This window comes from Streptomyces sp. NPDC007971, from assembly GCF_042958635.1.
GTDB lineage: Bacteria > Actinomycetota > Actinomycetes > Streptomycetales > Streptomycetaceae > Streptomyces.
On sequence record NZ_JBIBJK010000019.1, the window covers coordinates 43,233 to 64,556 of the forward strand.

The window sequence follows — 21,324 nt, forward strand, 5'->3', positions numbered from 1 at the left end:
GCCTCAGAGGTGACTGAGAGCTTGCTGTGCCACGCTGACGGCCCCCATTCACCTCAGGAGCGCATCGATGAATCTGGTCAACGGGCTGCCCGCCCATGTCCTGCTGGTCCATGTGGTCGTCGTGCTGATACCCCTGACCGCGCTGGCCCTGGTCGCGGGCGCACTGTGGCCGCGCGCCGCCCGGAGGCTGGGGGTGCTGCTGCCGGTCCTGGCGCTCGTCGCACTGATCAGCGTGCCGCTGACCACCCATGCCGGCGAGTGGCTCGAACGGCACGTGGACGACGACGCCCTGGTGCGCCGGCACACCGAGCTGGGCGACGGACTGCTGCCCTGGGCGTTGGCCCTGTTCGTGCTCGCGGCGCTCGTGTGGTGGGCGGGAGGGCGCGCTCCGGCCGAGCCCGGACAGAGCGGCGGCAGGCGCTGGAACGCGCTCCCGGTGCGCATCGTCGTCGGCGTGCTCTCGCTCGCCGTCGCCGTGGGAGCGGTGGTGGACGTCTACCGGATCGGCGACTCCGGCGCGAAGGCCGCCTGGCACGACGCCTACTCGAAGACGACGCCAGGGGCGAAGAGCGGCTCCTGACCGGGCGCGCCCAGCCGCGGCGGCCGGTCGGCGGGTCCGCGGCCAGTCGGCGGGTCCGCGCCCGGTCGGCGGGTCCGCGCCTCGCGACCGTCCCTCGTCCGGGAGGGGCATCGGGCACCTCCCCTCCGGTCGTGCCGAGGCCGGGCCGACCACTGCGGGTCGGCAGATGGCGGGGCCCATGGGCCGAAGGGCCCCGGCCGGACCCGGGCGGCCCGTGGTGGCGGGGCACGCACCTGCCCATGCTGGAGGCAGACAGCGTGAAGGGAGCCGGTGCGATGACCTCCGCCACCACCATGAAGGCGGCACTCCCCGCCGAGCACCGCGAGCGGCTGATGTGCCTGGCCCGCGAGGTCTCCTTCGCGGCCGGGACCCGTCTGTTCGAGGAGGGCAGGCGCGCCGACCGCTTCTGGATCGTCCGGACCGGGACCGTCGCCCTCGACCTGCATGTGCCCGGCCGCCGACCCGCCGTCATCGAGACGCTCGGGCGCGGCGAACTGATCGGCTGGTCCTGGCACTTCCCGCCCTGCATCTGGCACCTGGGCGCCGAGACGACGAGCCCGGTACGCGCCTGGGAGTTCGACGCCGAGGCCGTCCGGACGATGTGCGCCGACGACCCCGCCTTCGGCCGGGACATCGCCGTGTGGGTCGGCCGCACGGTCGCCCAGCGGCTGCACGCCTCCCGCGTCCGGCTGCTCGACCTCTACGCCCCCTACGGCAGCGGCGGCCTCGCCTGACCACCCGGCTCTGCGAGGAGGACAGCATGCGCAGCAGCCCGCATCGAGTCAGTGACGTGATGACCCGTGCCGTCGTCGCGGTCGGCCGCAAGGCCCTGTTCAAGGACATCGTCGAGCGCATGGAGCAGTGGAACGTCAGCGCCCTGCCCGTGCTGGAGGGTGACGGCCGGGTGGTCGGTGTCGTCTCCGAGGCCGATCTGCTGCCCAAGGAGGAGTTCCGGGACAGCGATCCGGACCGCTTCACCCAGCTGCGCCGACTGTCCGACCTGGCCAAGGCCGGGGCGGTGAGCGCGCAGGAGCTGATGAGCGCCCCGGCCGTGACCGTCCACGCCGACGCCGCACTCGCCGAAGCAGCCCGCATCATGGCCCGGCGCAAGGTCAAGCGGCTCCCCGTGGTCAACGCCGAGGGCCTGCTCGAAGGCGTGGTCAGCCGCGGCGACCTGCTCAAGGTGTTCCTGCGCCCGGACAACGACCTCGCCGACGAGATCCGGCGCGACGTGGTCGACCCCCTCTTCCCCGCTCCGGTGGAGCCTGTGCACATCACGGTGACCGAGGGCATCGCCACCCTGACCGGACGGGTGCCGGACGCCACCCGGATTCCTCTCGCCGTCCAACTCGTCCGGGGCGTCGAGGGAGTGGTGGCCGTGGACTGCCGACTCACCGCGGCCGACGGGCAGCGTCCCGCACGATGAGAACGACCCGGCCCGGCCTCCCTGCTCCGCTCCTGGCCCCTGGCCCCTGGCCCCTACGGGTTTCCCCGGGACGGGGACGGGAGTGCAGCGGGCGTTGGTGTGGTGCCGCCCCGCCCGATCGCCGTCCTGGCAGGATGGCGGCATGGAACGTGTGATTGGAATCGGTGGTTACTTCATGCGGGCCACCGACCCGGCGGCCCTGAACGCGTGGTACCGCGACTGCCTGGGCCTGGACGCCGACGAGCACGGCCTGTGGCGTCAGGAACCGGGCGGGACGGTGTTCGCGACCTTCGAGTCCGGGACGGACTACTTCGGGTCCCGCGCCCAGCAGACCATGCTCAACTTCCGGGTCCGCGACCTGGACGCGATGCTCGCGCAGTTGCGCGCCAAGGGAGCGGACGTGGCCGAGGAGACCCAGGACATGGACGGTATCGGCCGATTCGGCTGGGTCACCGACCCCGAGGGCAATCGGGTCGAGCTGTGGCAGCCCGCCTGACCGTGTCCTGCCGCGTGCACAGGCCCTCGGGAGGCCGCCGCGGGCACAGGCCCCCCGGAGGCCACCAGGTCGGGTCCTGAACGACCCTCTCGCGGGCCTCCGGCCGTCGTCAGGCGGGAGTCGCCCGCTGCGGGTCCGGCAGATCAGGATCGAGGTCCGGTCGGCGCGGCAGACCGCTCAGCTCGCAGTGCACGTCCACCACGCCCTCCACGGCCCGCGCCAGCAGCATGGCGAGCGGGATCAGCGAGGTGTCGCGCACCCGGCCCCGGAGCGTCACCACACCGTCGCGCACCTCGGTCCGCACCGCCTGGGCACAGGTGCCGAAGAGCCGCAGGACGACGTCCCGCCGTACGTCCCCGGCGATGTCCTCGTCGGCTCGCAGGAACACCTTGAGCAGGTCGGAGCGGCTGACGATGCCCTTGAGGGCGCCGTCGTGATCGACGACCGGGAGCCGCTTGACGTTGTTGCGGGCCATGAGTCGTGCCGCGTTGGCGAGCGTGGCGTTCGGCGTCACGGTGACGGCCGGGGCGGTCATCAGACCGCCCGCGGTCACCGCGCCCGCCTTCCGCAGACCCGCGGCCGGCTCCGCCTGCCCGTGCCCGCCGAGATCGCCCCGGCGGTACTCCTCCTTGGCCAGCATGTCGGCCTCGGACACGACACCGACCACATATCCGGCGTCGTCCAGCACAGGGAGAGCGATGACCTGCCACTGCCGCATGGTCCTCACGATGTCCTTGAAAGCCGCACCCGTGCGCAGGGCGACGACCCTGTGCGTCATCACGTCGTTCACGATGGTCGCCGTGCCGTCCATGGCGTCCTCCAGATGCCTGGATGCCGTCCTACGACACCTTCAGCCTGCAACACGCACGCCTTCGGTGCATGGGCCGAGTGGCCCGTACCCCGGTCCGGTGCGAGACCTGACGGGCAGGTGCGTGACCTGCCGGCACCTTCTTCGCAGGAACGGACGCAGACGGCCCGACCGGCACTGGAGAGGGAGCGGGACATGGGTGACAGTGGGAACAGGAGCGGCACCGGTCCCCCGCGGTGTCGCTCCGCCGCTGTGTCACTTCGACGCGGTGTCACTCCGCCGCTGTGTCCACGGGGCGGACGTCACCCCCGGCACGCGTCCGGGCCGCAGCGTGGGGCCCCGCCTCACACGGTGATCCGGCGTCCGGTGACGGTGAAGGGATCGATGCGCATCCACAGGCTGCGGGAGCCTCCGGCCCACGGGGTGCTGTAGGCGCGTTCCGTGTAGCGCCGCTGCTCCTGCGGGTCCGTGACCGCGCGTGCGGGTCCACGGACCAGGACGCTCCAGCCCTCGCTGAACGCGTCGTCGATGCGGTCGACCTCGAAGGCCACCTGGCAGCCGTCCGCCAGGGAAGGCGTCGCGCCGCGCGCGGTCCGGAAGACGATCGCCCCGTCCACGACACTGTAGTTGACGGGCACGATCACCGGCCCGGTGGCCGTGGGCACCGCGAGCCTGCCCACCCCGTGCATCGCCAGCAGGGTGCGGCACTCGCCGGGACGCATCCAGGTGAACTGCGGTGCGCGCCCGGCCCGTCCGGTGCCCGGTGGCAGGTCCACCGCGCCGCCGGTGAGTTCGGAGACGGTCGTCTCCAGCGCCTCGGCCAGCTTCATCAGCGCGCTGCTGCCCGGCGCGGAGCCAGGATGTTCCTCCAGGTACCTGAGGTAGGTCACTGCCATTCCGGCCCGTGCCGCCAGCTGTCCCCGGGTCAGGCCGAGTTCCACCCGCCGCGCGGCGAGCCGTCGCCCCAGATCGCCCAGTGGTGCCTCGGTGGCAACCTTCGCGGTGGCCTCCGCCGCCACGCGCCCCTTGGTCTGTTCGGCCATGATCACTCACCTTCTTCACGTCGGGCCGCGGGGACGGCGACGTCTGCGCACGGCTCCTCGCCGAGGACCGCCTTGCGGCACGTACGACGAAGGACGCGTGCCGGGCCCCGGCGCCATCCCGGGCTGCCGCACACCGTCAAGCCTGGACAACGCCCGGGGAGGCGCGCTTGGGCCGAACGACCCTCGCCGTCGGCCGAACGGCGCCCGCACCGGCCCCGCTCACCCCGTCGCGTCTGCCGGGAGGTCTGCCGCAAGCGCCGGCACCGTCGGCCGAAGCTGTGCGTCGAACCGGACGGCCGGGCCGAACGCTGGTGCTGCGCCGACGGCAGTCACGCGCGCCACGTCCTCCTCGACCGCCGGGAGGAGGAGAGTCACCGTGACGTCCGGGGCGTCCGGGGTTCCGTCGGCGTGCCAGGTGAGCAGACCCGCTTCGGCCAGACACTGCAGGGCCGAGCTGAGACGCGTCGGCCCCACACCGAGCGCGCGAGCCGCGGCTTCGAGGGGGAAGCAGACGGTGCTGGCCTGCCGTACCCGCATGGTGTCGGCCACGAGGTCCACGAGGAATCCGGCGAGCAGGCGCCCCTCGGGCGCACGCCGGGCGCTCGTCGCCCAGCGCACTGCCCAGTTCTCGAAAGGAAGCGTCGTCCTCTGCATACCGGTCTCGCTTTCTCGCGGGCTTGCGGCTTGCGGACTTGCGGGCTTGCGGGCTTGCGGGCTTGCGGGCTTGCGGGCTTGCGGAGATGCAGAAATTCAGAAATGCAGGCATGCGCGTGGCGGGCGTCCGCGCTTACGGGTCAGCAAGGCGTGCCTCGGCCTCCACAGGGATCCGAAGGGCACCGACCTGGGCCATTGCCATTTTCCGTCCCCGCGTGAACTCCCGCGACCCGTCGCCGCCCCACCTGCGCCACGGCAGGACTACGGCCGCCGCGATGCCGGAGGCGGTCGGTCGCCCGGCCCGCCCTCGGGCCGCCGGACCGGCCGCCGGGGCCCCACCGCAATCTCACCCGCACCGTGTGAGGCCGCCGCCCCCTCGCCTCGCGCACTGTGAAGTCGAAGCGCCATCCGGGTGACGGCTCGGGAGGGCGACGAAGGGACGACGCAGATGTACCTCGCGTACGACTATCCCCTGCTGGCCGCCTTCTGGACCATGCTGTGGTTCTTCCTGTGGATCCTGTGGTTCTTCCTGCTCTTCAAGATCGTCTTCGATGTCTTCCGCGACGACTCGCTCGGCGGCTGGGGCAAGACCGGCTGGCTGGCCTTCGTGATCCTGGTGCCGTTCCTCGGCGTCCTGGTCTACCTGATCGCCCGCGGCAAGGACATGGGCCGCCGTGATGCGGAGCAGGCCCGGGCGCAGAAGCAGATGTTCGACTCCTACGTCCGTGAGACATCGGCCGGAGACCGCACCAGCAGCGCCGACGAACTCGTCAGGCTCTCCGAACTGCGGTCCCGCGGCGACATCACGCAGGAGGAGTTCCGCAGGGCGAAAGAACTGGTCCTGACGGACAGCGGCCCCACGGGCCGCGCCTCCCCCTCGGCCACCACCGACCCTCGCTGATCACCGGACGCATCCGATCGGGGCACAGAGATGAGCACGACACGCACCACGCAGGTCCGCAAGCAGCACTGGGCGAGCGGGCTGATGCTCTTCGGCGCCGTCATGCTGATGGTCGCCGGAGTGATCGACATCTTCCGCGGCATCATGGGAATCGCCAAGGACGACGTGTTCCTCGTGACGCAGGGCTACGTTTTCCGGTTCGACCTGACCGGCTGGGGCTGGGTCACCCTCATCCTGGGCGCCGTCGCCGTGGTGGTGAGCCTGGGACTGTTCCAGACGGCCAAGTGGGCACGGGTCTCCGGCATCGTCATCGCCGGGCTGATCATCATCGCCAACTTCCTGTCCCTGCCGTACTCCCCCGTGTGGTCCACCCTGATGATCGCGTTCTCGGGACTCGTCATCTGGGCCCTGTGCGTGGTGCAGCCCAGGGACACCGGCGCGCAGGGCCCACAGCACACCGTCTGAGCGGTCTCGCGGTCGGCTAGCTCGCGGGCGTGGCGCTGATCATGACTGTGGACCAGTTGCCCAAGCTCACCGGTGTGCCGACGGCCGGCAAGGAGTTCTTCCCGCCCGCTGCTGACCCCCACGCCCGCGGCTGTGCTCGGCGCGCTCGTGGTCTACGCCGCCGTCCGGATGGTCGACATTCCGGGCTTCCGCCGCCTCGCGTCGTTCCGGCGCCGTGAGCTTTTCCTGGCGCTGGGCTGTCTCGCGGGCGTGCTCGCCCTGGACATCCTGCACGGGGTGCTCGTGGCCGTCGGACTGTCGGTGGCCGAGCTGCTGACCCGGGTGGCACGTCCGCACGACGCGATCGAGGGTCTGGTGCCCGGGGTGGCGGGCATGCACGACGTCGACGACTACCCCGAGGCCCGCACGGTCCCGGGTCTGCTCGTGTACCGCTACGACTCGCCCCTGTTCTTCGCCAACGCGGAGGACTTCCGCCGCCGGGCACTGGCCGCGGTCGACGAGCAGGCCGAGCCGGTTCACTGGTTCGGCCTGAACACCGAGGCCAACGTGGAGGTCGACATCACGGGCCTGGACGCCGTGGACGACCTGCGCCAGGAGCTCACGGGGCGCGGCATCGTGTTCGCCCTCGCGCGGGTCAAGCAGGACCTGCTGGACGACCTGCAGGCCTACGGCCTCGCCGACTCCGTGGGCGCCGATCACATCTTCCCGACACTGCCCACCGCGGGGGACGCGTACCGGTCCTGCCGTGGCCGGTGACCTCTCGTGCCGCACCTGCGGGAAAGCGGACCGACGGCAGAGGGGAAACCGGACCTACGGCAGGGCCGACGGGAAACGGAGGCCGGACCGAGGGTGACGCAGTCCGACGGTCCGACGGGGAGCCGGAAACGGCAGTCAGCCGGGGCGGCGGACAACCGGAACAGTAGGAAGGCAGAGCAGCACTGCGGAGCCGGGGCGGCGGGAGGCCGAACGGCCCCTCCGGGGGCCGAGGGACCCCTTTCGCGGCCCTGCGAACCGGCTCACGCTGGAGGCAGCAGAACCGCCCACCGAAGACCACAGGGGGTCCCCATGTACGGCACCCCGTGCATCGTCAGTGATGTCATGACCCACACCGTCGCCTCGGTCGGCCGGCGGGCCTCGTTCAAGGCGGTCGTGGAGTTGATGCAGGACTGGCAGGTCAGCGCCCTGCCGGTACTCGAGGGCGAGGGCCGGGTCGTCGGCGTGGTCTCGGAGGCCGACCTGCTGCCGGCGGAGGAACTCCGGGACAGCCCCGAGGACGGCTACGCACCCCTCGGCCGCCCCGCCGACGTCGCGAAGGCCGGTGCGGTCACCGCGGGGGACCTGATGTCCTCGCCCGCCTTCACCGTCCGGGCGAACGCCACCCTTGCCGAGGCCGCACGGATCATGGCCCGCGAGAAGGTCAAGCGGCTGCCCGTGGTCGGCGAGACCGGCCTGCTGGAGGGCGTCGTCAGCCGCGCCGACCTGCTCAAGGTCTTCCTGCGCGACGACCGGGACATCGCCGAGGAGATCCGGCGTGAGGTCGTGTCGTACCTGTTCCCGATCACGTCCTCGGTCATCCAGGTGGACGTGGAGGACGGAGTCGTCACGCTGACGGGCCAGGTCCACGACACCTCACTGGTCCCCGTCGCCGCGCGGCTGGTGCGTGCCGTCGAGGGAGTGGTGGACGTGGAGTTCGACCTCACCCGGAGCGTGGGTGTGCGGTAGGCGCGGCCCGCCTGCCCTGACGGCCCCGGCGGCGGGCCGACGCCGGCCGGGACGACCGCGAGTCCACCGCCGAGGAAACCAAGGGCCCCGGGGTTCCCGACCGCGTCGGGAACCCCGGGGGATCGGTGGCGCCGCCCCGCGCCACCGCTGGGAGGAGGCTGGAGAGATGTCCGCTCCCGCGGCAACGAGGAAGAACGACCGGACCGTGCCGTGCAAGGGGCCCGGCGTCCGCACGAGGCGTCCGGCACCTGCGCCGCACCCGGCAGCCGCATCCGGGCACGCGCCGTCCGATCCCGGCGGGCCAGTGGCTGGAGGCCGTCGTGTCGCGGCCCGGTGAGCGTCGGCCGGTCGTGGTGGGTCTGGATCCGGATCCCGGCCGGCAGATGGCACTGGCCTGGGCTGCCGACGAGGCCGCACGCCGCCGGGTGCCGTTGCGTCCGGTCCACGCCGAGGGCGTACCGACCAGGGGCTACCGGGGACGAGAGGTCCCGCCGTCCTGGGAGGGCTGGAACGAGGCACTGCACACGGCGGGAAAGCAGGTGCTCGAAGAGGCCGCGGCCTTCGTCACGGCGCGGTACCCGCAGGTCGAGGTGGACGCCGTGCTCGCGGAGGGCGAACCCGAGTGGGTGCTGCGTGAGCAGAGCCGGGACGCCACGGCCCTCGTGCTCGGCTCGCGGCATCTGAGCCGGGCCCAGGAGGTGTTCGGTTCCGCGTCGATCGCCGTTCCGGTCATGGCCCACGCGCACTGCCCCGTGGTCGTCGTGCCCGAGCCGCAGCACATCACCCGGGAGCCCGCGTACTACGTCGTCGGCGTCGACGGCAGTGATCACTCGGCCGCCGCGGTCGACGTGGCGTTCGAGGAGGCCGCCCTGCACGGCGCCGAGCTGCGGGCCCTGTACGCCTGGGAGGCAGGTCCGTTCAGGATCTTCGACGAGTACGCCCCGCAGCAGGAGGGCCGCCGGCTGCTCTCCGAGAGCGTGGCCGGCCGCCAGGCCCGCTACCCGGAGGTGACCCTGCACCAGGAACTGGTCGTCGGGCATCCCGTGCAGGTGCTCACCGAGGCCTCCGCCGAAGCGCTGGGCCTGGTGGTGGGGACCCGGGGCCGCGGAGGCTTCGCCGGCATGCTGCTGGGCTCCGTCAGCCAGGGAGTGCTGCACCACGCCCGCTGCCCGGTGATCGCCGTTCCGTCGAAGCCGGCCCCAGCCCAGGACGGGCCCTGAGGGGACGGCCCCGAACCCGAAGGAGACGGCTCCGAAGGTGTCGGCGGTGACGAGGCCTTCGCAGGAGGGCGCCGAGGCCTTCGCAGGAGTCAGCCCTTGACGACACGGTCGCGGAGGAGACGGGCGGCGACGAAGGCCTCGTCACCGCCGGCCCGTACCACCGCGCCGACGCTGCCGCAGTTCCTTCGGCGCCTCGCCTCGCCGTCCGTGCCCCGCGGCCGAGCCGCTCAGCCCTCCACTGCGGCCGGCTTGTCCGCGCGGATCACCACGGAGCCGTCCGCCGCGTCCACCACCGCCCGGTCGCCCGGGCCCAGTTCGCCCGAGAGCAGCAGGTCGGCGAGGCGGTCGTCCACCTCGCGCTGAATGGTGCGGCGCAGCGGCCGGGCGCCGAAGTCGGGCTGGTAGCCGAGGTTCGAGAGCAGTTCGGCGGCCGCGTCGGTCACCTTCATGGTGACGTCCTGCGCGTGCAGGCGGCGCCGCGTGTGCTCCAGCAGCAGATCGACGATCTGGCGCAGCTGGGTGCGGTCCAGGCCGCGGAAGACGATGATCTCGTCGATACGGTTGAGGAACTCCGGCCGGAAGTGCTGCTGGAGCGCGGGCATGACGGCGTCGCGGACCTTGGTGTAGTCCTCGGTGCCGGCGGCCAGGATGCGGTCGGCGCCGATGTTCGACGTCATGATGACGACGGTGTTCTTGAAGTCGACCGTGCGGCCCTGGGAGTCGGTGAGCCGGCCGTCGTCCAGGAGCTGGAGCAGGGTGTTGAAGACGTCGGGGTGCGCCTTCTCCACCTCGTCCAGCAGCAGCACGGTGAACGGCTGCCTGCGCACCGCCTCGGTGAGCTGGCCGGCTTCCTCGTGACCGACGTATCCGGGCGGGGCTCCGACCAGACGGGAGACGGTGTGCCGCTCCTGGAACTCGCTCATGTCCAGCCGGATCATGCGGCCCTCGTCGCCGAAGAGGGCGGCTGCCAGGGACCGGGCCAGCTCTGTCTTGCCGACGCCGGTCGGGCCGAGGAACAGGAAGCTGCCGATGGGCCGGTGGGGGTCGCTCATGCCGGCGCGGGCGCGGCGCACCGCGCGGGCGACGGCGGTGATCGCCTCGTCCTGGCCGACGACCCGCTCGTGCAGGTGCTCCTCCAGCTTCATCAGCCGCTCGCGCTCCTCCTCGGTGAGCTGCGACACCGGGATGCCGGTGGTGCGGGAGACGACCTGGGCGATGTCCTCGGCGGTGACCTTCGCCGCGTGTTCGTCCGCCTTGCCCGCCGCGGCCAGCTCGGCCTCGGCGTCCTTGATCCGGTCGCGCAGGTCCTTGGCGCGCTCGTACTCCTCGTCGGCGACCGCCTGGTCCTTCTCCCGGCTCAGGGCGGCGATGCGGTCCTCGATCTCGCGGGTGTCGGGCTCGGGGGTCTTGGCGCGCAGCCGGACCCGGGCGGCGGCCTGGTCCATCAGGTCGATGGCCTTGTCGGGCAGGAAGCGGGAGGTGATGTAGCGGTCGGACAGCTCGGCCGCGGCGACGACCGCCTCGTCGGTGATGCGGACCTGGTGGTGGGCCTCGTACCGGTCGCGCAGGCCGCGCAGGATCTCGATGGTGTCGTCCACCGTGGGCTCGCCGACCAGGATGGGGGCGAAGCGGCGCTCCAGGGCGGCGTCCTTCTCGATGTGCCTGCGGTACTCGTCCACGGTCGTCGCGCCGATCAGGTGCAGCTCGCCACGGGCCAGCGCGGGCTTGAGCATGTTGCCCGCGTCCAGGGCGCCCTCGCCGCCGCCTCCGGCGCCGACGACGGTGTGCAGCTCGTCCAGGAACAGCACCAGCTCGTCGCTGTGCTCGCTCACCTCGTCCAGCAGCTTCTTCAGCCGCTCCTCGAACTCGCCCCGGTACTTGGTGCCCGCCACCATGCCGGCCAGGTCCAGCGAGACCAGCCGCTTGCCCTCCAGGGTCCTGGGCACGTCACCGGCGACGATGCGCTGGGCGATGCCCTCGACCACAGCCGTCTTGCCGACACCGGGGTCGCCGATCAGCACGGGGTTGTTCTTGCTGCGCCGGGAGAGGACCTCGATGGTCTGCTCGACCTCCTCGTCGCGGCCGATCACCGGGTCCAGGCGGCCGGCCCGGGCGTCCTCGGTGAGGTCGCGGCCGTACTCGTCCACGGTCGGAGTGGTGCTGGGCTTCTTCCGCTCGCCCGCTCCCTCGGCGGGCAGCCTGGCCGGCTCCCAGCCGCCCTCGCCGAGCGCCTGCCCGGCCGCCGACTCCGGGTTGGCGGCGAGTGCCCGCAGCAGATGGCCGGGCCCGATGTAGGAGTCGCCCTCGGCGCGGGAGAGCTGGTAGGCGTCGAGGAGGGCGCGCTTGGCGGACGGGGTGAGCGTGGTGGGCTCGGTCTTCTCCCCGCCGTCCGCGCCGGTGCCGAGCTGTGCGCGGATGCGGTCGGGGTCGGCGCCCGCCTCGGTGAGCAGCCGCCGGGTGGAGTCGTTGTAGGTGGCGGCGGCCAGCAGGTGCCGGGCGTCGAGTTCCTCGCTGCCCTCGGCGGCCGCGATGTCCCGGGCCTCGGCCACCAGGTCACGGGCGCGTTCGGAGAGCAGGCTGCCGATGTCGACGCGCTGGGGTCGGCGGGCGGACGCGGCCGGTCCGCTGCCGCCGAAGAACCGGGACATCAGCTCGTCGAACTCCTCGAACGGACTGCGTCCGAAGCCGAAACCTGGAGTGCTCATGGGGGCAGGCCTTTCTGGAGGCGGGCAGGCGTCCGTGTCGGGCAGGGCCGGCGCCCGTGTACCCAAACTGACACAAACGGCACTTCCCCGCATCGGCGTGGATGCCGGGGGCGCCAGGCGCGATCCCGGCTCCTGCCGGCACGGATCCCGGGGCACGAGATGCGGACCGCGCCCGTAGCGCAGACGCTGGAAGTGCAAGCCTCAAGTGACGAGGAGGGCTGTCATGTCCTTCATGGACAAGATCAAGGGCATGCTCAAGGGCCACGAAGACGTGGCCGACAAGGGCATCGACAAGGGCGGCGACTACGTCGACCAGCGCACCGGCAACAAGTACCGGTCACAGGTCGACACCGCGCAGGACAAGCTGAGGGACGAGCTGGGCACCAGGCCGCAGGACCCGAACAGGCCTCCGCAGCAGTAGCAGCGGGGGCGGCCACTGCCGCCGTGCGGCCCCTGGCTAGAATCGCGGGGTTTGTCCCCGCCCGGCAGGCCCCGTACGGAGTTCCCCCGATGCACAGCGCCCATGATCCGTACGTCCGCGTCCGCGGCGCCCGCGAGCACAACCTCAAGGGTGTGGACGTGGACATCCCGCGGGACGTCCTGGCCGTGTTCACCGGTGTGTCCGGCTCGGGGAAGTCGTCCCTGGCGTTCGGCACCGTGTACGCCGAGGCGCAGCGGCGCTACTTCGAGTCGGTCGCGCCGTACGCGCGCAGGCTGATCCACCAGGTCGGGGCGCCGAAGGTCGGTGAGATCACCGGGCTGCCGCCCGCGGTCTCCCTGCAGCAGCGCCGATCGTCCCCGACCTCGCGCTCCTCGGTGGGCACGGTCACCAATCTCTCCAACTCCCTGCGCATGCTGTTCTCGCGCGCCGGTGACTACCCGCCCGGCGCCGAGCGGCTCGACTCGGACGCGTTCTCCCCCAACACGGCGGCCGGTGCCTGCCCGGAGTGCCACGGCCTCGGCGAGGTGCACCGCACCACCGAGGAACTCCTGGTCCCGGACCCCTCGCTGTCGGTCCGCGAGGGCGCGATCGCCGCCTGGCCGGGCGCCTGGCAGGGCAAGAACCTCCGCGACATCCTCGACACGCTCGGGTACGACGTGGACCGGCCCTGGCGCGAACTGCCCGCCGAGCAGCGGCAATGGATCCTGTTCACGGACGAGCAGCCGGTGGTCACCGTGCATCCGGTCCGGGACGCCGACCGGATCCAACGGCCCTACCAGGGCACGTACATGAGCGCGCACCGGTATGTGATGAAGACGTTCTCCGAGACCAGGTCCGCCACGCTGCGGGCGAAGGCGGAGCGCTTCCTGACCGGCGCGCCCTGCCCGGTGTGCGACGGCAGCAGGCTGCGGCCCGAGGCGCTGGCGGTGACCTTCGGCGGCCGGACCATCGCCGAGCTGGCCGCCCTGCCACTGACCGACCTGGCCTCGGTGCTGCACGGTGGCTCGGAGGCCGCCCGCGTCCTCACCGAGGACCTCAAGTCCCGGATCGCGCCGGTGGTGGAGCTGGGCCTCGGCTATCTCAGCCTGGAGCGGGCCGCTCCCACCCTGTCGGCGGGTGAGCTGCAACGGCTGCGGCTGGCCACGCAGTTGCGCTCGGGACTGTTCGGGGTGGTGTACGTGCTGGACGAGCCGTCGGCCGGACTGCACCCCGCGGACACCGAGGCCCTGCTCACGGTGCTGGACCGGCTGAAGGCGGCCGGCAACTCGGTGTTCGTGGTGGAGCACCATCTGGAGGTGGTGCGCGGCGCCGACTGGCTGGTGGACGTGGGTCCGGGCGCGGGCGAGCACGGCGGGCGGGTGCTGTACAGCGGCCCGGTCGCCGAACTCGCCTCGGTCGCGGAGTCGGCCACGGCCCGCCATCTCTTCGACGAGGCGCCCGGCCCCGCGCGCGAGGTGCGTGAGCCGCGGGGCTGGCTGACGGTCGGCCCGGTGACGCGGCACAACCTGCGCGGGGTGACGACCCGGGTCCCGCTCGGCGCGTTCACCGCCGTCACCGGGGTCTCCGGTTCCGGGAAGTCCACGCTCATCGGCGAGCTGACCGAGGACCTGGACGGGGTGGGTCGTCTGGTCCGGGTGGACCAGAGGCCGATCGGGCGCACTCCGCGCTCCAACCTGGCCACGTACACGGGCCTGTTCGACGTCGTACGGAAGGTGTTCGCGGCCACCGGCACGGCACGGGAGCGCGGGTACGGGGTCGGGCGGTTCTCCTTCAACGTGGCTGGGGGTGCCTCCTCCGGGGGAGGGCGCTGCGAGACCTGCCAGGGCGAGGGGTTCGTCAGCGTCGAGCTGCTGTTCCTGCCGAGCACCTACGCGCCGTGCCCGGAGTGCGGCGGCGCCCGCTACAACCCCGACACGCTCCGGGTGGTGTACCGGGGACGGAACATCGCCGAGGTCCTGGACCTCACCGTCGAGGAGGCGGCCGCCTTCTTCGCGGACACTCCGGCGGCGGCCCGCAGCCTGGGCTCGCTCCTCGACGTGGGGCTCGGCTATCTGCGCCTGGGCCAGCCCGCCACCGAGCTGTCCGGCGGTGAGGCCCAGCGCATCAAGCTGGCGAGCGAGCTGCAGCGCGGCCGCCGTGCCCACACCCTCTACCTGCTGGACGAGCCGACGACCGGCCTGCACCCGGCCGACGTCGAGGTGCTGATGGACCGGCTGCACGGGCTCGTCGACGCCGGGCACACGGTCGTGGTGGTCGAGCACGACATGACCGTGGTCGCCGAGGCCGACTGGGTGATCGACCTGGGGCCGGGCGGCGGCGACCGAGGTGGTCGGGTCGTGGCGGCCGGGCCGCCGCGGCAGGTGGCGCGGGCGCAGGACAGCGCGACGGCGCCCTACCTGGCGCGGGTCATGCCGTGATCCGGTCCGGCTGCGGCTCCAGCAGGGCCGCATGCGTCCAGCCGGGCTCGGAGGAAACCGGCTGGGCGGCAGCGGCGAGGGCCCGGCGGTCGGGGTGGGCCCCGGGCGGTATCACCGGTCGCAGGTCCACCTCGGCCACCAGATGGCGGGCACGGGCGACCCGCCACAGGGAGGCGAGCAGGGTGTCCTCGCCGACGAAGGCGGCGGCGGTGCTCGCGGCCTCTCCCCCGTCCTGCCGGTAGCGCAGCCGGACCGGCTGCACCGGTACGCCCGCGTCCAGCGCGGCCTGGAAGACGGCCCGGTGGAAGCGGCCGTGCGCCCGCCCGCACCAGGTGCTGCCCTCGGGGAAGGCGACCACGGCCGCGCCCTCGGCCATGGCGCCGGCGATCCGGGCGACCGTGTCGGGCAGGGCGCGCAGCCGGTCGCGCTCGATGAACAGTGCCCCGCCGCGGGCCACCAGCGCCCCCGCCACGGGCCACTGCCGGATCTCGGTCTTGGCGAGCATGCGGGCGGGGCGTACGGCCGCCAGCAGCGGGATGTCCAGCCACGAGACGTGGTTGGCGACCAGCAGCAGCCCGCCGGCCGGTGCGGCGGTACCGGTGAAGCGGATCCGGACGCCCATGGCCCGCACGATCGTCCGGCTCCACCGCCTGACCCACTCGGCGGGGATCCTCCCGCCGAGCGGTGCCAGTGCGATCCCGGCCAGCATCAGGCCCACGACCGCGCTGATCCGCAGCACGGCACGGGGTACGGCCGCGGCGGGCGCGGCCGGCTCCACACAGGCGCCCGGGGTGCAGGGCGCGCTGGGCAGCCAGACGCTCATCAGACCGGCACGAGGGAGAGGAAGTGCTTCAGATAGCGCGGGTTGACCCGGCGCATCGAGAGCAGCACGTACAGGTCGGCGACCCCGAAGTCCGGGTCGTGCGCGGGCTCGCCGCACACCCAGGCGCCGAGCCGCAGGTAGCCGCGGAGCAGGGCGGGAAGCTCGGTGCGGGTGGGCTGGACAGGAGGGGTGTGCCCGGCCGGCACCTCGGCGTTCGGGACCCACGGCAGCAGGGGCCGTACCCGGTACTCCTCGGGCGCCAGGTGCTTGGCGCGCACCCGCTCCCAGGTGCCGGTGGCCAGCGTGCCGCCGTCGGCCAGCGGCACGGAGCAGCAGCCCGCCAGCCACTCGTGGCCCCGGTCGACCATGTAGCGGGCTATCCCGGCCCAGATCAGGCCGATGACCGCACCGTCGCGGTGGTCGGGGTGCACGCAGGAGCGGCCGACCTCGACCAGCCCGGGCCGGATCCCGTCGAGCCGGGCCAGGTCGAACTCGCTCTCCGAGTAGAGCCGGCCGGCCACGGCGGCCCGCTCCGGCGGCAGCAGCCGGTAGGTGCCGACGACCTGTCCGGTCACGGTGTCGTTGACCAGGAGGTGGTCGCAGTACGCGTCGAAGGGGTCGACGTCGAGGCCCGGCTGCGGGGTGGCGAGCAGGGCGCCCATCTCCCCCGCGAAGACATCGTGCCGCAGCCGCTGCGCGGCACGGACGTCGGCCTCGTCGCGGGCGAGGGTGACGGTGTAGCGGGTGGGTGCCTCGGGCTGCGGAGGACGGTCGAGCGTGGTGACGCCGGTCATGGCTCTCTCCATGGTCACGGGCCGGGGTCGGCGGGGACGGCAGGCCGTCGGTCCGGGCTGCCTGTCCTGTTCTTCCGACGCCGGTTGGCCTGCGCGTGACCGAGGACCGGAGAGTGGGTGTGGGCTTGTTGAACGGCACGGGTGGGGGCGCCGCGGGAAAAGCCAGACGGGGCCGGGACGAGCACCTGTCCCGGCCCCGCCCGTCCGCCTGCTGGTCGGCGAACGTTCACTGAGGCGCCTTCGAAGGGGCGCGGGGCGTATCGGTCCTGCGGCTCCGTCGCGGGGGCGCGGCCGGCCACCGGGCAGCCCCGCCCCCGCGACGGAGCTACCTCTTGCCCGCCTTCCGGCCGGCCCGCAGCCACTCCCTGTTCATACTCGTGATGGACACCAGCGGAATGCCCTTCGGGCAGGCGGTGGCGCACTCACCGGTCAGCGTGCACCCGCCGAACCCCTCCGCGTCCATCTGCGCCACCATGTCCAGCACCCGTGTCTCCCGCTCGGGCGCGCCCTGGGGCAGCACGTTGAGGTGGTTGACCTTGGCGGAGGTGAACAGCATCGCCGCGCCGTTCGGGCAGGCGGCGACGCAGGCCCCGCAGCCGATGCACTCGGCGTGCTCGAAGGCGAAGTCGGCGTCCGGCTTCGGCACGGGCGTGGCGTGGGCCTCCGGCGCGGATCCGGTCGGCGCGGTGATGTATCCGCCGGCCTGGATGATCCGGTCGAAGGCGGTCCGGTCGACCACCAGGTCCTTGATCACCGGGAACGCGGCCGCCCGCCACGGCTCGATGTCGATCGTGTCGCCGTCCTCGAAGGACCGCATGTGCAGCTGGCAGGTGGTGGTCCGTTCGGGCCCGTGCGCGTCGCCGTTGATGACGAGCGAACACGCCCCGCAGATCCCCTCGCGGCAGTCGTGGTCGAACGCGACGGGCTCCTGGCCGGAGAGGATGAGCTGCTCGTTGAGAAGGTCCAGCATCTCCAGGAAGGACATGTCGGACGAGATGCCGTCCACCTCGTACGTGGACATCGCGCCGTCGGCGTCGGCGTTCTTCTGTCGCCAGACGCGCAGGGTGAGCTTCATGCGTAGCTCCGCTGGGTGGGGTGGACGTACTCGAAGACCAGGTCTTCCTTGTGCAGGGTGGGCGCCTCGCCGGTGCCCGTGAACTCCCAGGCCGCGGCGTAGGAGAACGCGTCGTCGTTGCGGGCCGCCTCGCCGTCCGGCGTCTGGGACTCCTCGCGGAAGTGGCCGCCGCAGGACTCGGTGCGGTGCAGCGCGTCGAGGCACATCAGCTCGGCGAGCTCCAGGTAGTCGACGATGCGGTTGGCCTTCTCCAGCGACTGGTTGAACTCCTCGCCGGTGCCGGGCACCTTGATGCGCCGCCAGAACTCCTCGCGGATCTGCGGGATGCGCTCCAGGGCCTTGCGCAGGCCGGAGTCGGTGCGCGCCATGCCGCAGAACTCCCACATGAGTTCGCCGAGTTCACGGTGGAAGGAGTCGGGGGTGCGGTCGCCGTCGACCGCGAGGAGCAGGTTGAGGCGGTCCTCGGTCTCGGCCAGCACCTCCTGGACGACGGGGTGTTCGTCGGTCACCGGGTCCTGGTGCGGGTGGCGTGCCAGGTAGTCGTTGATGGTGGCCGGCAGCACGAAGTAGCCGTCGGCCAGCCCCTGCATCAGCGCGGACGCGCCGAGCCGGTTGGCGCCGTGGTCGGAGAAGTTGGCCTCGCCGATCGCGAACAGGCCGGGGACGGTGGTCTGCAGGTCGTAGTCGACCCACAGGCCGCCCATCGTGTAGTGCACGGCCGGATAGATCCGCATGGGTACCTCGTAGGGATCCTCGTCGGTGATCCGCTGGTACATGTCGAAGAGGTTGCCGTACTTCGCCTCGACGGCCGCCCGGCCCATGCGCCGGATCGCGTCGGCGAAGTCCAGGTAGACGCCCTGGCCGCCGGGGCCGACCCCCCGTCCCTCGTCGCAGACGTTCTTCGCGGCGCGGGAGGCGATGTCGCGCGGGACCAGGTTGCCGAAGGAGGGGTAGATGCGTTCCAGGTAGTAGTCGCGCTCGTCCTCGGGGATCCGGTGCGGCGGCCGGGTGTCTCCCTTGGCCTTCGGCACCCAGATCCGGCCGTCGTTGCGCAGCGACTCGCTCATCAGCGTCAGCTTGGACTGGTGCTCGCCGGTGCGCGGGATGCAGGTCGGATGGATCTGCGTGAAGCAGGGGTTGGCGAAATGGGCGCCGCGCCGGTGCGCCCGCCAGACGGCGGTCGCGTTGGAGTTCATGGCGTTCGTGGACAGGTAGAAGACGTTGCCGTAGCCGCCGGAGGCCAGCACCACCGCGTCCGCGAAGTACGTGGAGATCTTTCCGGTGATGAGATCGCGCGCGACGATGCCGCGGGCCCGCCCGTCGACGACGATCAGGTCGACCATCTCGGTGCGCGGATGCATCTCCACGTTCCCCGCGGCGATCTGCCGGGACAGCGCCTGGTAGGCGCCGAGGAGGAGCTGCTGGCCCGTCTGGCCGCGGGCGTAGAAGGTGCGGGAGACCTGGACGCCGCCGAAGGAGCGGGTGTCGAGCAGGCCGCCGTACTCACGGGCGAAGGGCACGCCCTGGGCCACGCACTGGTCGATGATCTCGACCGAGATCTGGGCGAGGCGGTGCACGTTGGACTCGCGGGCGCGGAAGTCGCCGCCCTTGACCGTGTCGTAGAAGAGGCGGTGGACGGAGTCGCCGTCGTTGCGGTAGTTCTTCGCGGCGTTGATACCGCCCTGCGCGGCGATGGAGTGCGCCCGGCGCGGGGAGTCCTGGTAGCAGAACTGGACGACGTGGTAGCCCTGTTCGGCGAGGGTGGCGCCCGCCGCGCCGCCGGCCAGACCGGTGCCCACCACGATGACGGTGTGCTTGCGCCGGTTGGCGGGGTTGACCAGCTTGGCCTCGAAGCGGCGCGTGTCCCAGCGCTCGTGGACGGGGCCGGAGGGGGCCTTGGTGTCGGTGACCGGCTCACCGGTCGTGTAGTCGGTGTAGGTCATGGTCAGCTCACCACTCCGGTCATGACGCCCACGGGTACGGCGATGAAGCCGGCCGTGAGCAGCAGTGCGAGGACGTTCGCGACGGTCTTGAGGGCGCGGTCGCGGGTGCGGCTGCCGACGCCGAGGGTCTGGGCGGCGCTCCAGAAGCCGTGCCGGATGTGCAGCCCGAGCGCGAGCATCGCGACGATGTAGATGACGTCGCCGTACCAGGTGGAGAAGGTGTCGACGACGTTCTGGTACGGGTGGCCCTCCTGGAAGCCGCCGGAGTGCACGGTGCCGGTGGTCAGGTCCAGGACGTGCCAGACGATGAACAGGCCGAGGATGATCCCGCCCCAGCGCATGGTCCGCGTGGCGTAGCTCGCCCGCGGCTTCCTGTGCACGTACGCGGTGGGGCGCGCCCTGATGTCGCGGCGGCTGAGCTGGTAGGCCGAGGTGGCGTGGGCGATCACGGCGAAGACCAGGACGACCCGGATCAGCCAGAGGGTCCACTCGTAGTGCATGAAGGGTTCGCCGACGGTGCGCAGCCAGTGGGCGTAGTGGTTGAACTCGCCCGCCCCGAAGTAGATCTTCAGATTCCCGATCATGTGCGCGACCAGGTAGAGCAGCATGATCAGACCGCTCACGGCCATGACCGTCTTCTTGCCGACGGTGCTGTCCCACATCGTGCGCGCCATGGACGGCCGTCGGTCCGTCCGCGTTGCCAGAGCCATGGAACAGCACGCTAGGGCCGAACGGCCCGATCGGTCCAAGAGATGGTCCAGCTCGTTTCCATAGGCTGAGGCTATGCTGACCTGATGCAGTTCCAGCAGCTCCAGTACTTCGTGGCCGTCGCCGAGACCAGGCACTTCACCCGGGCCGCAGAGCTGGTCCATGTCGCCCAGCCCTCTCTGTCCCAGCAGATCAAGGCGCTGGAGCGGGAGCTGGGCGCCGATCTGTTCCTGCGCGCCCGGGGCAACATCACGCTCACCGACGCGGGCGAGGCCCTGCTGCCGCTGGCCCGGCGGATCATGGCCGACGCGGACACGGCCCGCCACGAGGTGCAGGAACTGGTCCAGCTGCGGCGGGGGCGGGTGCGGCTGGGGGCGACACCGAGCCTGTGCACGGGCCTGCTGCCCGACGTCCTGCGCGCCTTCCACGACCGCTACCCGGGCATCCGGCTGATGATCGAGGAGGGCGGCTCGCACGACCTCGTGCGGGGGCTCGCGCGCGGCGCCCTGGACCTCGCGCTGGTCGTGCTGCCGCTGCCGAGCCCCGCGCCCGCGCTGACGACGGTGGAGCTGCTGCGGGAGGATCTCGTGGTGGTGTCCTCACCGGAGGTGCCGGCGCCCGGCCGGGGCAGCCGGACCGTGGGCGTCGCGGACCTGGAGGGCGAGCGTCTGGTGATGTTCCGGCACGGCTACGACCTCAGGGAGCTGACCGTCGCGGCATGCCGCTCCGCGGGGTTCGAGCCGGAGTTCGCCGTGGAGGGGGGCGAGATGGACGCGGTGCTGGGTTTTGCGCGGGCGGGACTCGGTGTCGCCGTGGTGCCGCGCATGGTGGCCACCCGGGCCGGCCGGGGGCTGCGGGTCACTCCGCTGGCACGGCCGGGGTTGCACCGGACCATTGCGCTCGCCCACCGCAGCGATGTGGCTCCGCCCCGGGCCGCCCGGGAGCTGCAGCGGATGCTGCTGGAGCGCTGAGGGGGGTTTGTTCCCGGTTGCGTCTGCCGGGAGCGCGCCATGGGGGGTGCGGGTCGCTCGTGGTTGCTCGCGCCCGCGCGGCGGAGCCGCATATCGGCACAGCCCCGCCCCCCTTGGGGGGCTGCGCCCCC

20 protein-coding genes and 1 pseudogene are annotated in these 21,324 nt (G+C 72.3%); 12 read left to right on the top strand and 9 right to left on the bottom strand.

The window, feature by feature from the left end; genetic code table 11:
- The first annotated feature begins 67 nt into the window (after positions 1-67).
- From ACFZCP_RS33285 to ACFZCP_RS33300, 4 genes are all read left to right on the top strand, one after another.
- The gene (locus ACFZCP_RS33285) at positions 68-580 is read left to right on the top strand and encodes a DUF2231 domain-containing protein (protein WP_391434700.1); all 513 of its coding nucleotides are present in this window, start codon (positions 68-70) and stop codon (positions 578-580) included.
- A 275-nt stretch (positions 581-855) separates the two neighbouring features.
- Complete coding sequence (locus tag ACFZCP_RS33290) at positions 856-1,314, top strand: cyclic nucleotide-binding domain-containing protein (RefSeq protein WP_391434703.1); 459 nt, start codon at positions 856-858, stop codon at positions 1,312-1,314.
- A 26-nt stretch (positions 1,315-1,340) separates the two neighbouring features.
- A complete protein-coding gene (locus ACFZCP_RS33295) occupies positions 1,341-2,006 on the top strand; it encodes a CBS domain-containing protein (protein ID WP_391434708.1) in 666 nt (221 codons plus the stop codon).
- A gap of 142 nt (positions 2,007-2,148) precedes the next feature.
- Positions 2,149-2,502: a VOC family protein gene (locus ACFZCP_RS33300; protein WP_391434711.1), complete on the top strand. Its 354-nt coding sequence runs from the start codon at positions 2,149-2,151 to the stop codon at positions 2,500-2,502.
- Between the two features lie 109 nt (positions 2,503-2,611).
- On the opposite strand, the gene ACFZCP_RS33305 is transcribed toward ACFZCP_RS33300, so the two are convergent.
- From ACFZCP_RS33305 to ACFZCP_RS33315, 3 genes are all read right to left on the bottom strand, one after another.
- Positions 2,612-3,313, bottom strand: a complete 702-nt coding sequence (locus ACFZCP_RS33305) for a CBS domain-containing protein (RefSeq protein ID WP_391434717.1) — start codon at positions 3,311-3,313, stop codon at positions 2,612-2,614.
- 341 nt (positions 3,314-3,654) lie between these two features.
- Positions 3,655-4,353, bottom strand: coding sequence for a pyridoxamine 5'-phosphate oxidase family protein (locus ACFZCP_RS33310; RefSeq protein WP_391434720.1), 699 nt, complete (start codon positions 4,351-4,353; stop codon positions 3,655-3,657).
- A 219-nt stretch (positions 4,354-4,572) separates the two neighbouring features.
- Complete coding sequence (locus ACFZCP_RS33315) at positions 4,573-5,007, bottom strand: hypothetical protein (RefSeq protein WP_391434723.1); 435 nt, start codon at positions 5,005-5,007, stop codon at positions 4,573-4,575.
- Positions 5,008-5,455: 448 nt separating this feature from the next.
- Between ACFZCP_RS33315 and ACFZCP_RS33320 the strand changes: the two genes are divergently transcribed.
- From ACFZCP_RS33320 to ACFZCP_RS33340, 5 genes and pseudogenes are all read left to right on the top strand, one after another.
- A complete protein-coding gene (locus ACFZCP_RS33320; RefSeq protein ID WP_362697059.1) occupies positions 5,456-5,908 on the top strand; it encodes an SHOCT domain-containing protein in 453 nt (150 codons plus the stop codon).
- Positions 5,909-5,938: 30 nt separating this feature from the next.
- The gene (locus tag ACFZCP_RS33325) at positions 5,939-6,373 is read left to right on the top strand and encodes a hypothetical protein (protein ID WP_391434726.1); all 435 of its coding nucleotides are present in this window, start codon (positions 5,939-5,941) and stop codon (positions 6,371-6,373) included.
- Between the two features lie 105 nt (positions 6,374-6,478).
- Positions 6,479-7,129, top strand: a pseudogene (locus ACFZCP_RS33330) (STAS domain-containing protein); the annotation flags it as partial.
- Positions 7,130-7,438: 309 nt separating this feature from the next.
- Positions 7,439-8,095: a CBS domain-containing protein gene (locus ACFZCP_RS33335; RefSeq protein WP_391434729.1), complete on the top strand. Its 657-nt coding sequence runs from the start codon at positions 7,439-7,441 to the stop codon at positions 8,093-8,095.
- A 320-nt stretch (positions 8,096-8,415) separates the two neighbouring features.
- The gene (locus ACFZCP_RS33340; protein WP_391434734.1) at positions 8,416-9,315 is read left to right on the top strand and encodes a universal stress protein; all 900 of its coding nucleotides are present in this window, start codon (positions 8,416-8,418) and stop codon (positions 9,313-9,315) included.
- Positions 9,316-9,542: 227 nt separating this feature from the next.
- Here the strand turns inward: ACFZCP_RS33340 and ACFZCP_RS33345 are convergent, their stop codons facing one another.
- Complete coding sequence (locus ACFZCP_RS33345; RefSeq protein ID WP_391434740.1) at positions 9,543-12,020, bottom strand: AAA family ATPase; 2,478 nt, start codon at positions 12,018-12,020, stop codon at positions 9,543-9,545.
- A 223-nt stretch (positions 12,021-12,243) separates the two neighbouring features.
- Here ACFZCP_RS33345 and ACFZCP_RS33350 point away from each other — a divergent pair, with 223 nt between their 5' ends.
- Together ACFZCP_RS33350 and ACFZCP_RS33355 are read left to right on the top strand one after the other, a co-directional pair.
- Positions 12,244-12,441 (top strand): Rv0909 family putative TA system antitoxin, encoded by a 198-nt coding sequence (locus ACFZCP_RS33350; protein ID WP_391434743.1) that lies wholly within the window; start codon positions 12,244-12,246, stop codon positions 12,439-12,441.
- An 89-nt stretch (positions 12,442-12,530) separates the two neighbouring features.
- Positions 12,531-14,879 (top strand): ATP-binding cassette domain-containing protein, encoded by a 2,349-nt coding sequence (locus tag ACFZCP_RS33355; RefSeq protein WP_391434748.1) that lies wholly within the window; start codon positions 12,531-12,533, stop codon positions 14,877-14,879.
- Here ACFZCP_RS33355 and ACFZCP_RS33360 read toward each other — a convergent pair.
- The 5 genes from ACFZCP_RS33360 to ACFZCP_RS33380 all read right to left on the bottom strand — a co-directional run bounded on the left by ACFZCP_RS33360 (position 14,869) and on the right by ACFZCP_RS33380 (position 20,188).
- Positions 14,869-15,702 carry a 1-acyl-sn-glycerol-3-phosphate acyltransferase gene (locus ACFZCP_RS33360; RefSeq protein ID WP_391434751.1) on the bottom strand — a complete coding sequence of 278 codons (834 nt, stop codon included), beginning with the start codon at positions 15,700-15,702 and terminating at the stop codon, positions 14,869-14,871. The two genes, ACFZCP_RS33355 and ACFZCP_RS33360, sit on opposite strands and share 11 nt — an antisense overlap.
- Entirely contained in the window at positions 15,702-16,496 is a 795-nt protein-coding gene (locus tag ACFZCP_RS33365) for a GNAT family N-acyltransferase (protein ID WP_391434754.1), read from the bottom strand. Before ACFZCP_RS33365 ends, ACFZCP_RS33360 begins: the two co-directional genes overlap by 1 nt.
- 325 nt (positions 16,497-16,821) lie before the next feature.
- The gene (locus ACFZCP_RS33370; RefSeq protein WP_362697039.1) at positions 16,822-17,571 is read right to left on the bottom strand and encodes a succinate dehydrogenase/fumarate reductase iron-sulfur subunit; all 750 of its coding nucleotides are present in this window, start codon (positions 17,569-17,571) and stop codon (positions 16,822-16,824) included.
- Positions 17,568-19,514, bottom strand: a complete 1,947-nt coding sequence (locus ACFZCP_RS33375; RefSeq protein WP_391434757.1) for a fumarate reductase/succinate dehydrogenase flavoprotein subunit — start codon at positions 19,512-19,514, stop codon at positions 17,568-17,570. Before ACFZCP_RS33375 ends, ACFZCP_RS33370 begins: the two co-directional genes overlap by 4 nt.
- Before the next feature lie 2 nt (positions 19,515-19,516).
- Entirely contained in the window at positions 19,517-20,188 is a 672-nt protein-coding gene (locus tag ACFZCP_RS33380; RefSeq protein ID WP_362697156.1) for a succinate dehydrogenase, read from the bottom strand.
- 120 nt (positions 20,189-20,308) lie between these two features.
- On the opposite strand from ACFZCP_RS33380, the gene ACFZCP_RS33385 reads away from it, so the two are divergent.
- Positions 20,309-21,193 (top strand): LysR substrate-binding domain-containing protein, encoded by an 885-nt coding sequence (locus tag ACFZCP_RS33385; protein WP_362697035.1) that lies wholly within the window; start codon positions 20,309-20,311, stop codon positions 21,191-21,193.
- Positions 21,194-21,324 lie beyond the last annotated feature (131 nt).

Coding starts and splice junctions, on each gene's coding strand:
- ACFZCP_RS33350 (WP_391434743.1), top strand. CDS start 12,244: ATGTCCTTCATGGACAAGATCAAGGGCATGCTCAAGGGCCACGAAGAC.
- ACFZCP_RS33375 (WP_391434757.1), bottom strand. CDS start 19,514: ATGACCTACACCGACTACACGACCGGTGAGCCGGTCACCGACACCAAG.
- ACFZCP_RS33310 (WP_391434720.1), bottom strand. CDS start 4,353: ATGGCCGAACAGACCAAGGGGCGCGTGGCGGCGGAGGCCACCGCGAAG.
- ACFZCP_RS33315 (WP_391434723.1), bottom strand. CDS start 5,007: ATGCAGAGGACGACGCTTCCTTTCGAGAACTGGGCAGTGCGCTGGGCG.
- ACFZCP_RS33305 (WP_391434717.1), bottom strand. CDS start 3,313: ATGGACGGCACGGCGACCATCGTGAACGACGTGATGACGCACAGGGTC.
- ACFZCP_RS33290 (WP_391434703.1), top strand. CDS start 856: ATGACCTCCGCCACCACCATGAAGGCGGCACTCCCCGCCGAGCACCGC.
- ACFZCP_RS33380 (WP_362697156.1), bottom strand. CDS start 20,188: ATGGCGCGCACGATGTGGGACAGCACCGTCGGCAAGAAGACGGTCATG.
- ACFZCP_RS33335 (WP_391434729.1), top strand. CDS start 7,439: ATGTACGGCACCCCGTGCATCGTCAGTGATGTCATGACCCACACCGTC.
- ACFZCP_RS33355 (WP_391434748.1), top strand. CDS start 12,531: ATGCACAGCGCCCATGATCCGTACGTCCGCGTCCGCGGCGCCCGCGAG.
- ACFZCP_RS33365 (WP_391434754.1), bottom strand. CDS start 16,496: ATGACCGGCGTCACCACGCTCGACCGTCCTCCGCAGCCCGAGGCACCC.
- ACFZCP_RS33300 (WP_391434711.1), top strand. CDS start 2,149: ATGGAACGTGTGATTGGAATCGGTGGTTACTTCATGCGGGCCACCGAC.
- ACFZCP_RS33360 (WP_391434751.1), bottom strand. CDS start 15,702: ATGAGCGTCTGGCTGCCCAGCGCGCCCTGCACCCCGGGCGCCTGTGTG.
- ACFZCP_RS33370 (WP_362697039.1), bottom strand. CDS start 17,571: ATGAAGCTCACCCTGCGCGTCTGGCGACAGAAGAACGCCGACGCCGAC.
- ACFZCP_RS33320 (WP_362697059.1), top strand. CDS start 5,456: ATGTACCTCGCGTACGACTATCCCCTGCTGGCCGCCTTCTGGACCATG.
- ACFZCP_RS33295 (WP_391434708.1), top strand. CDS start 1,341: ATGCGCAGCAGCCCGCATCGAGTCAGTGACGTGATGACCCGTGCCGTC.
- ACFZCP_RS33285 (WP_391434700.1), top strand. CDS start 68: ATGAATCTGGTCAACGGGCTGCCCGCCCATGTCCTGCTGGTCCATGTG.
- ACFZCP_RS33385 (WP_362697035.1), top strand. CDS start 20,309: ATGCAGTTCCAGCAGCTCCAGTACTTCGTGGCCGTCGCCGAGACCAGG.
- ACFZCP_RS33345 (WP_391434740.1), bottom strand. CDS start 12,020: ATGAGCACTCCAGGTTTCGGCTTCGGACGCAGTCCGTTCGAGGAGTTC.
- ACFZCP_RS33325 (WP_391434726.1), top strand. CDS start 5,939: ATGAGCACGACACGCACCACGCAGGTCCGCAAGCAGCACTGGGCGAGC.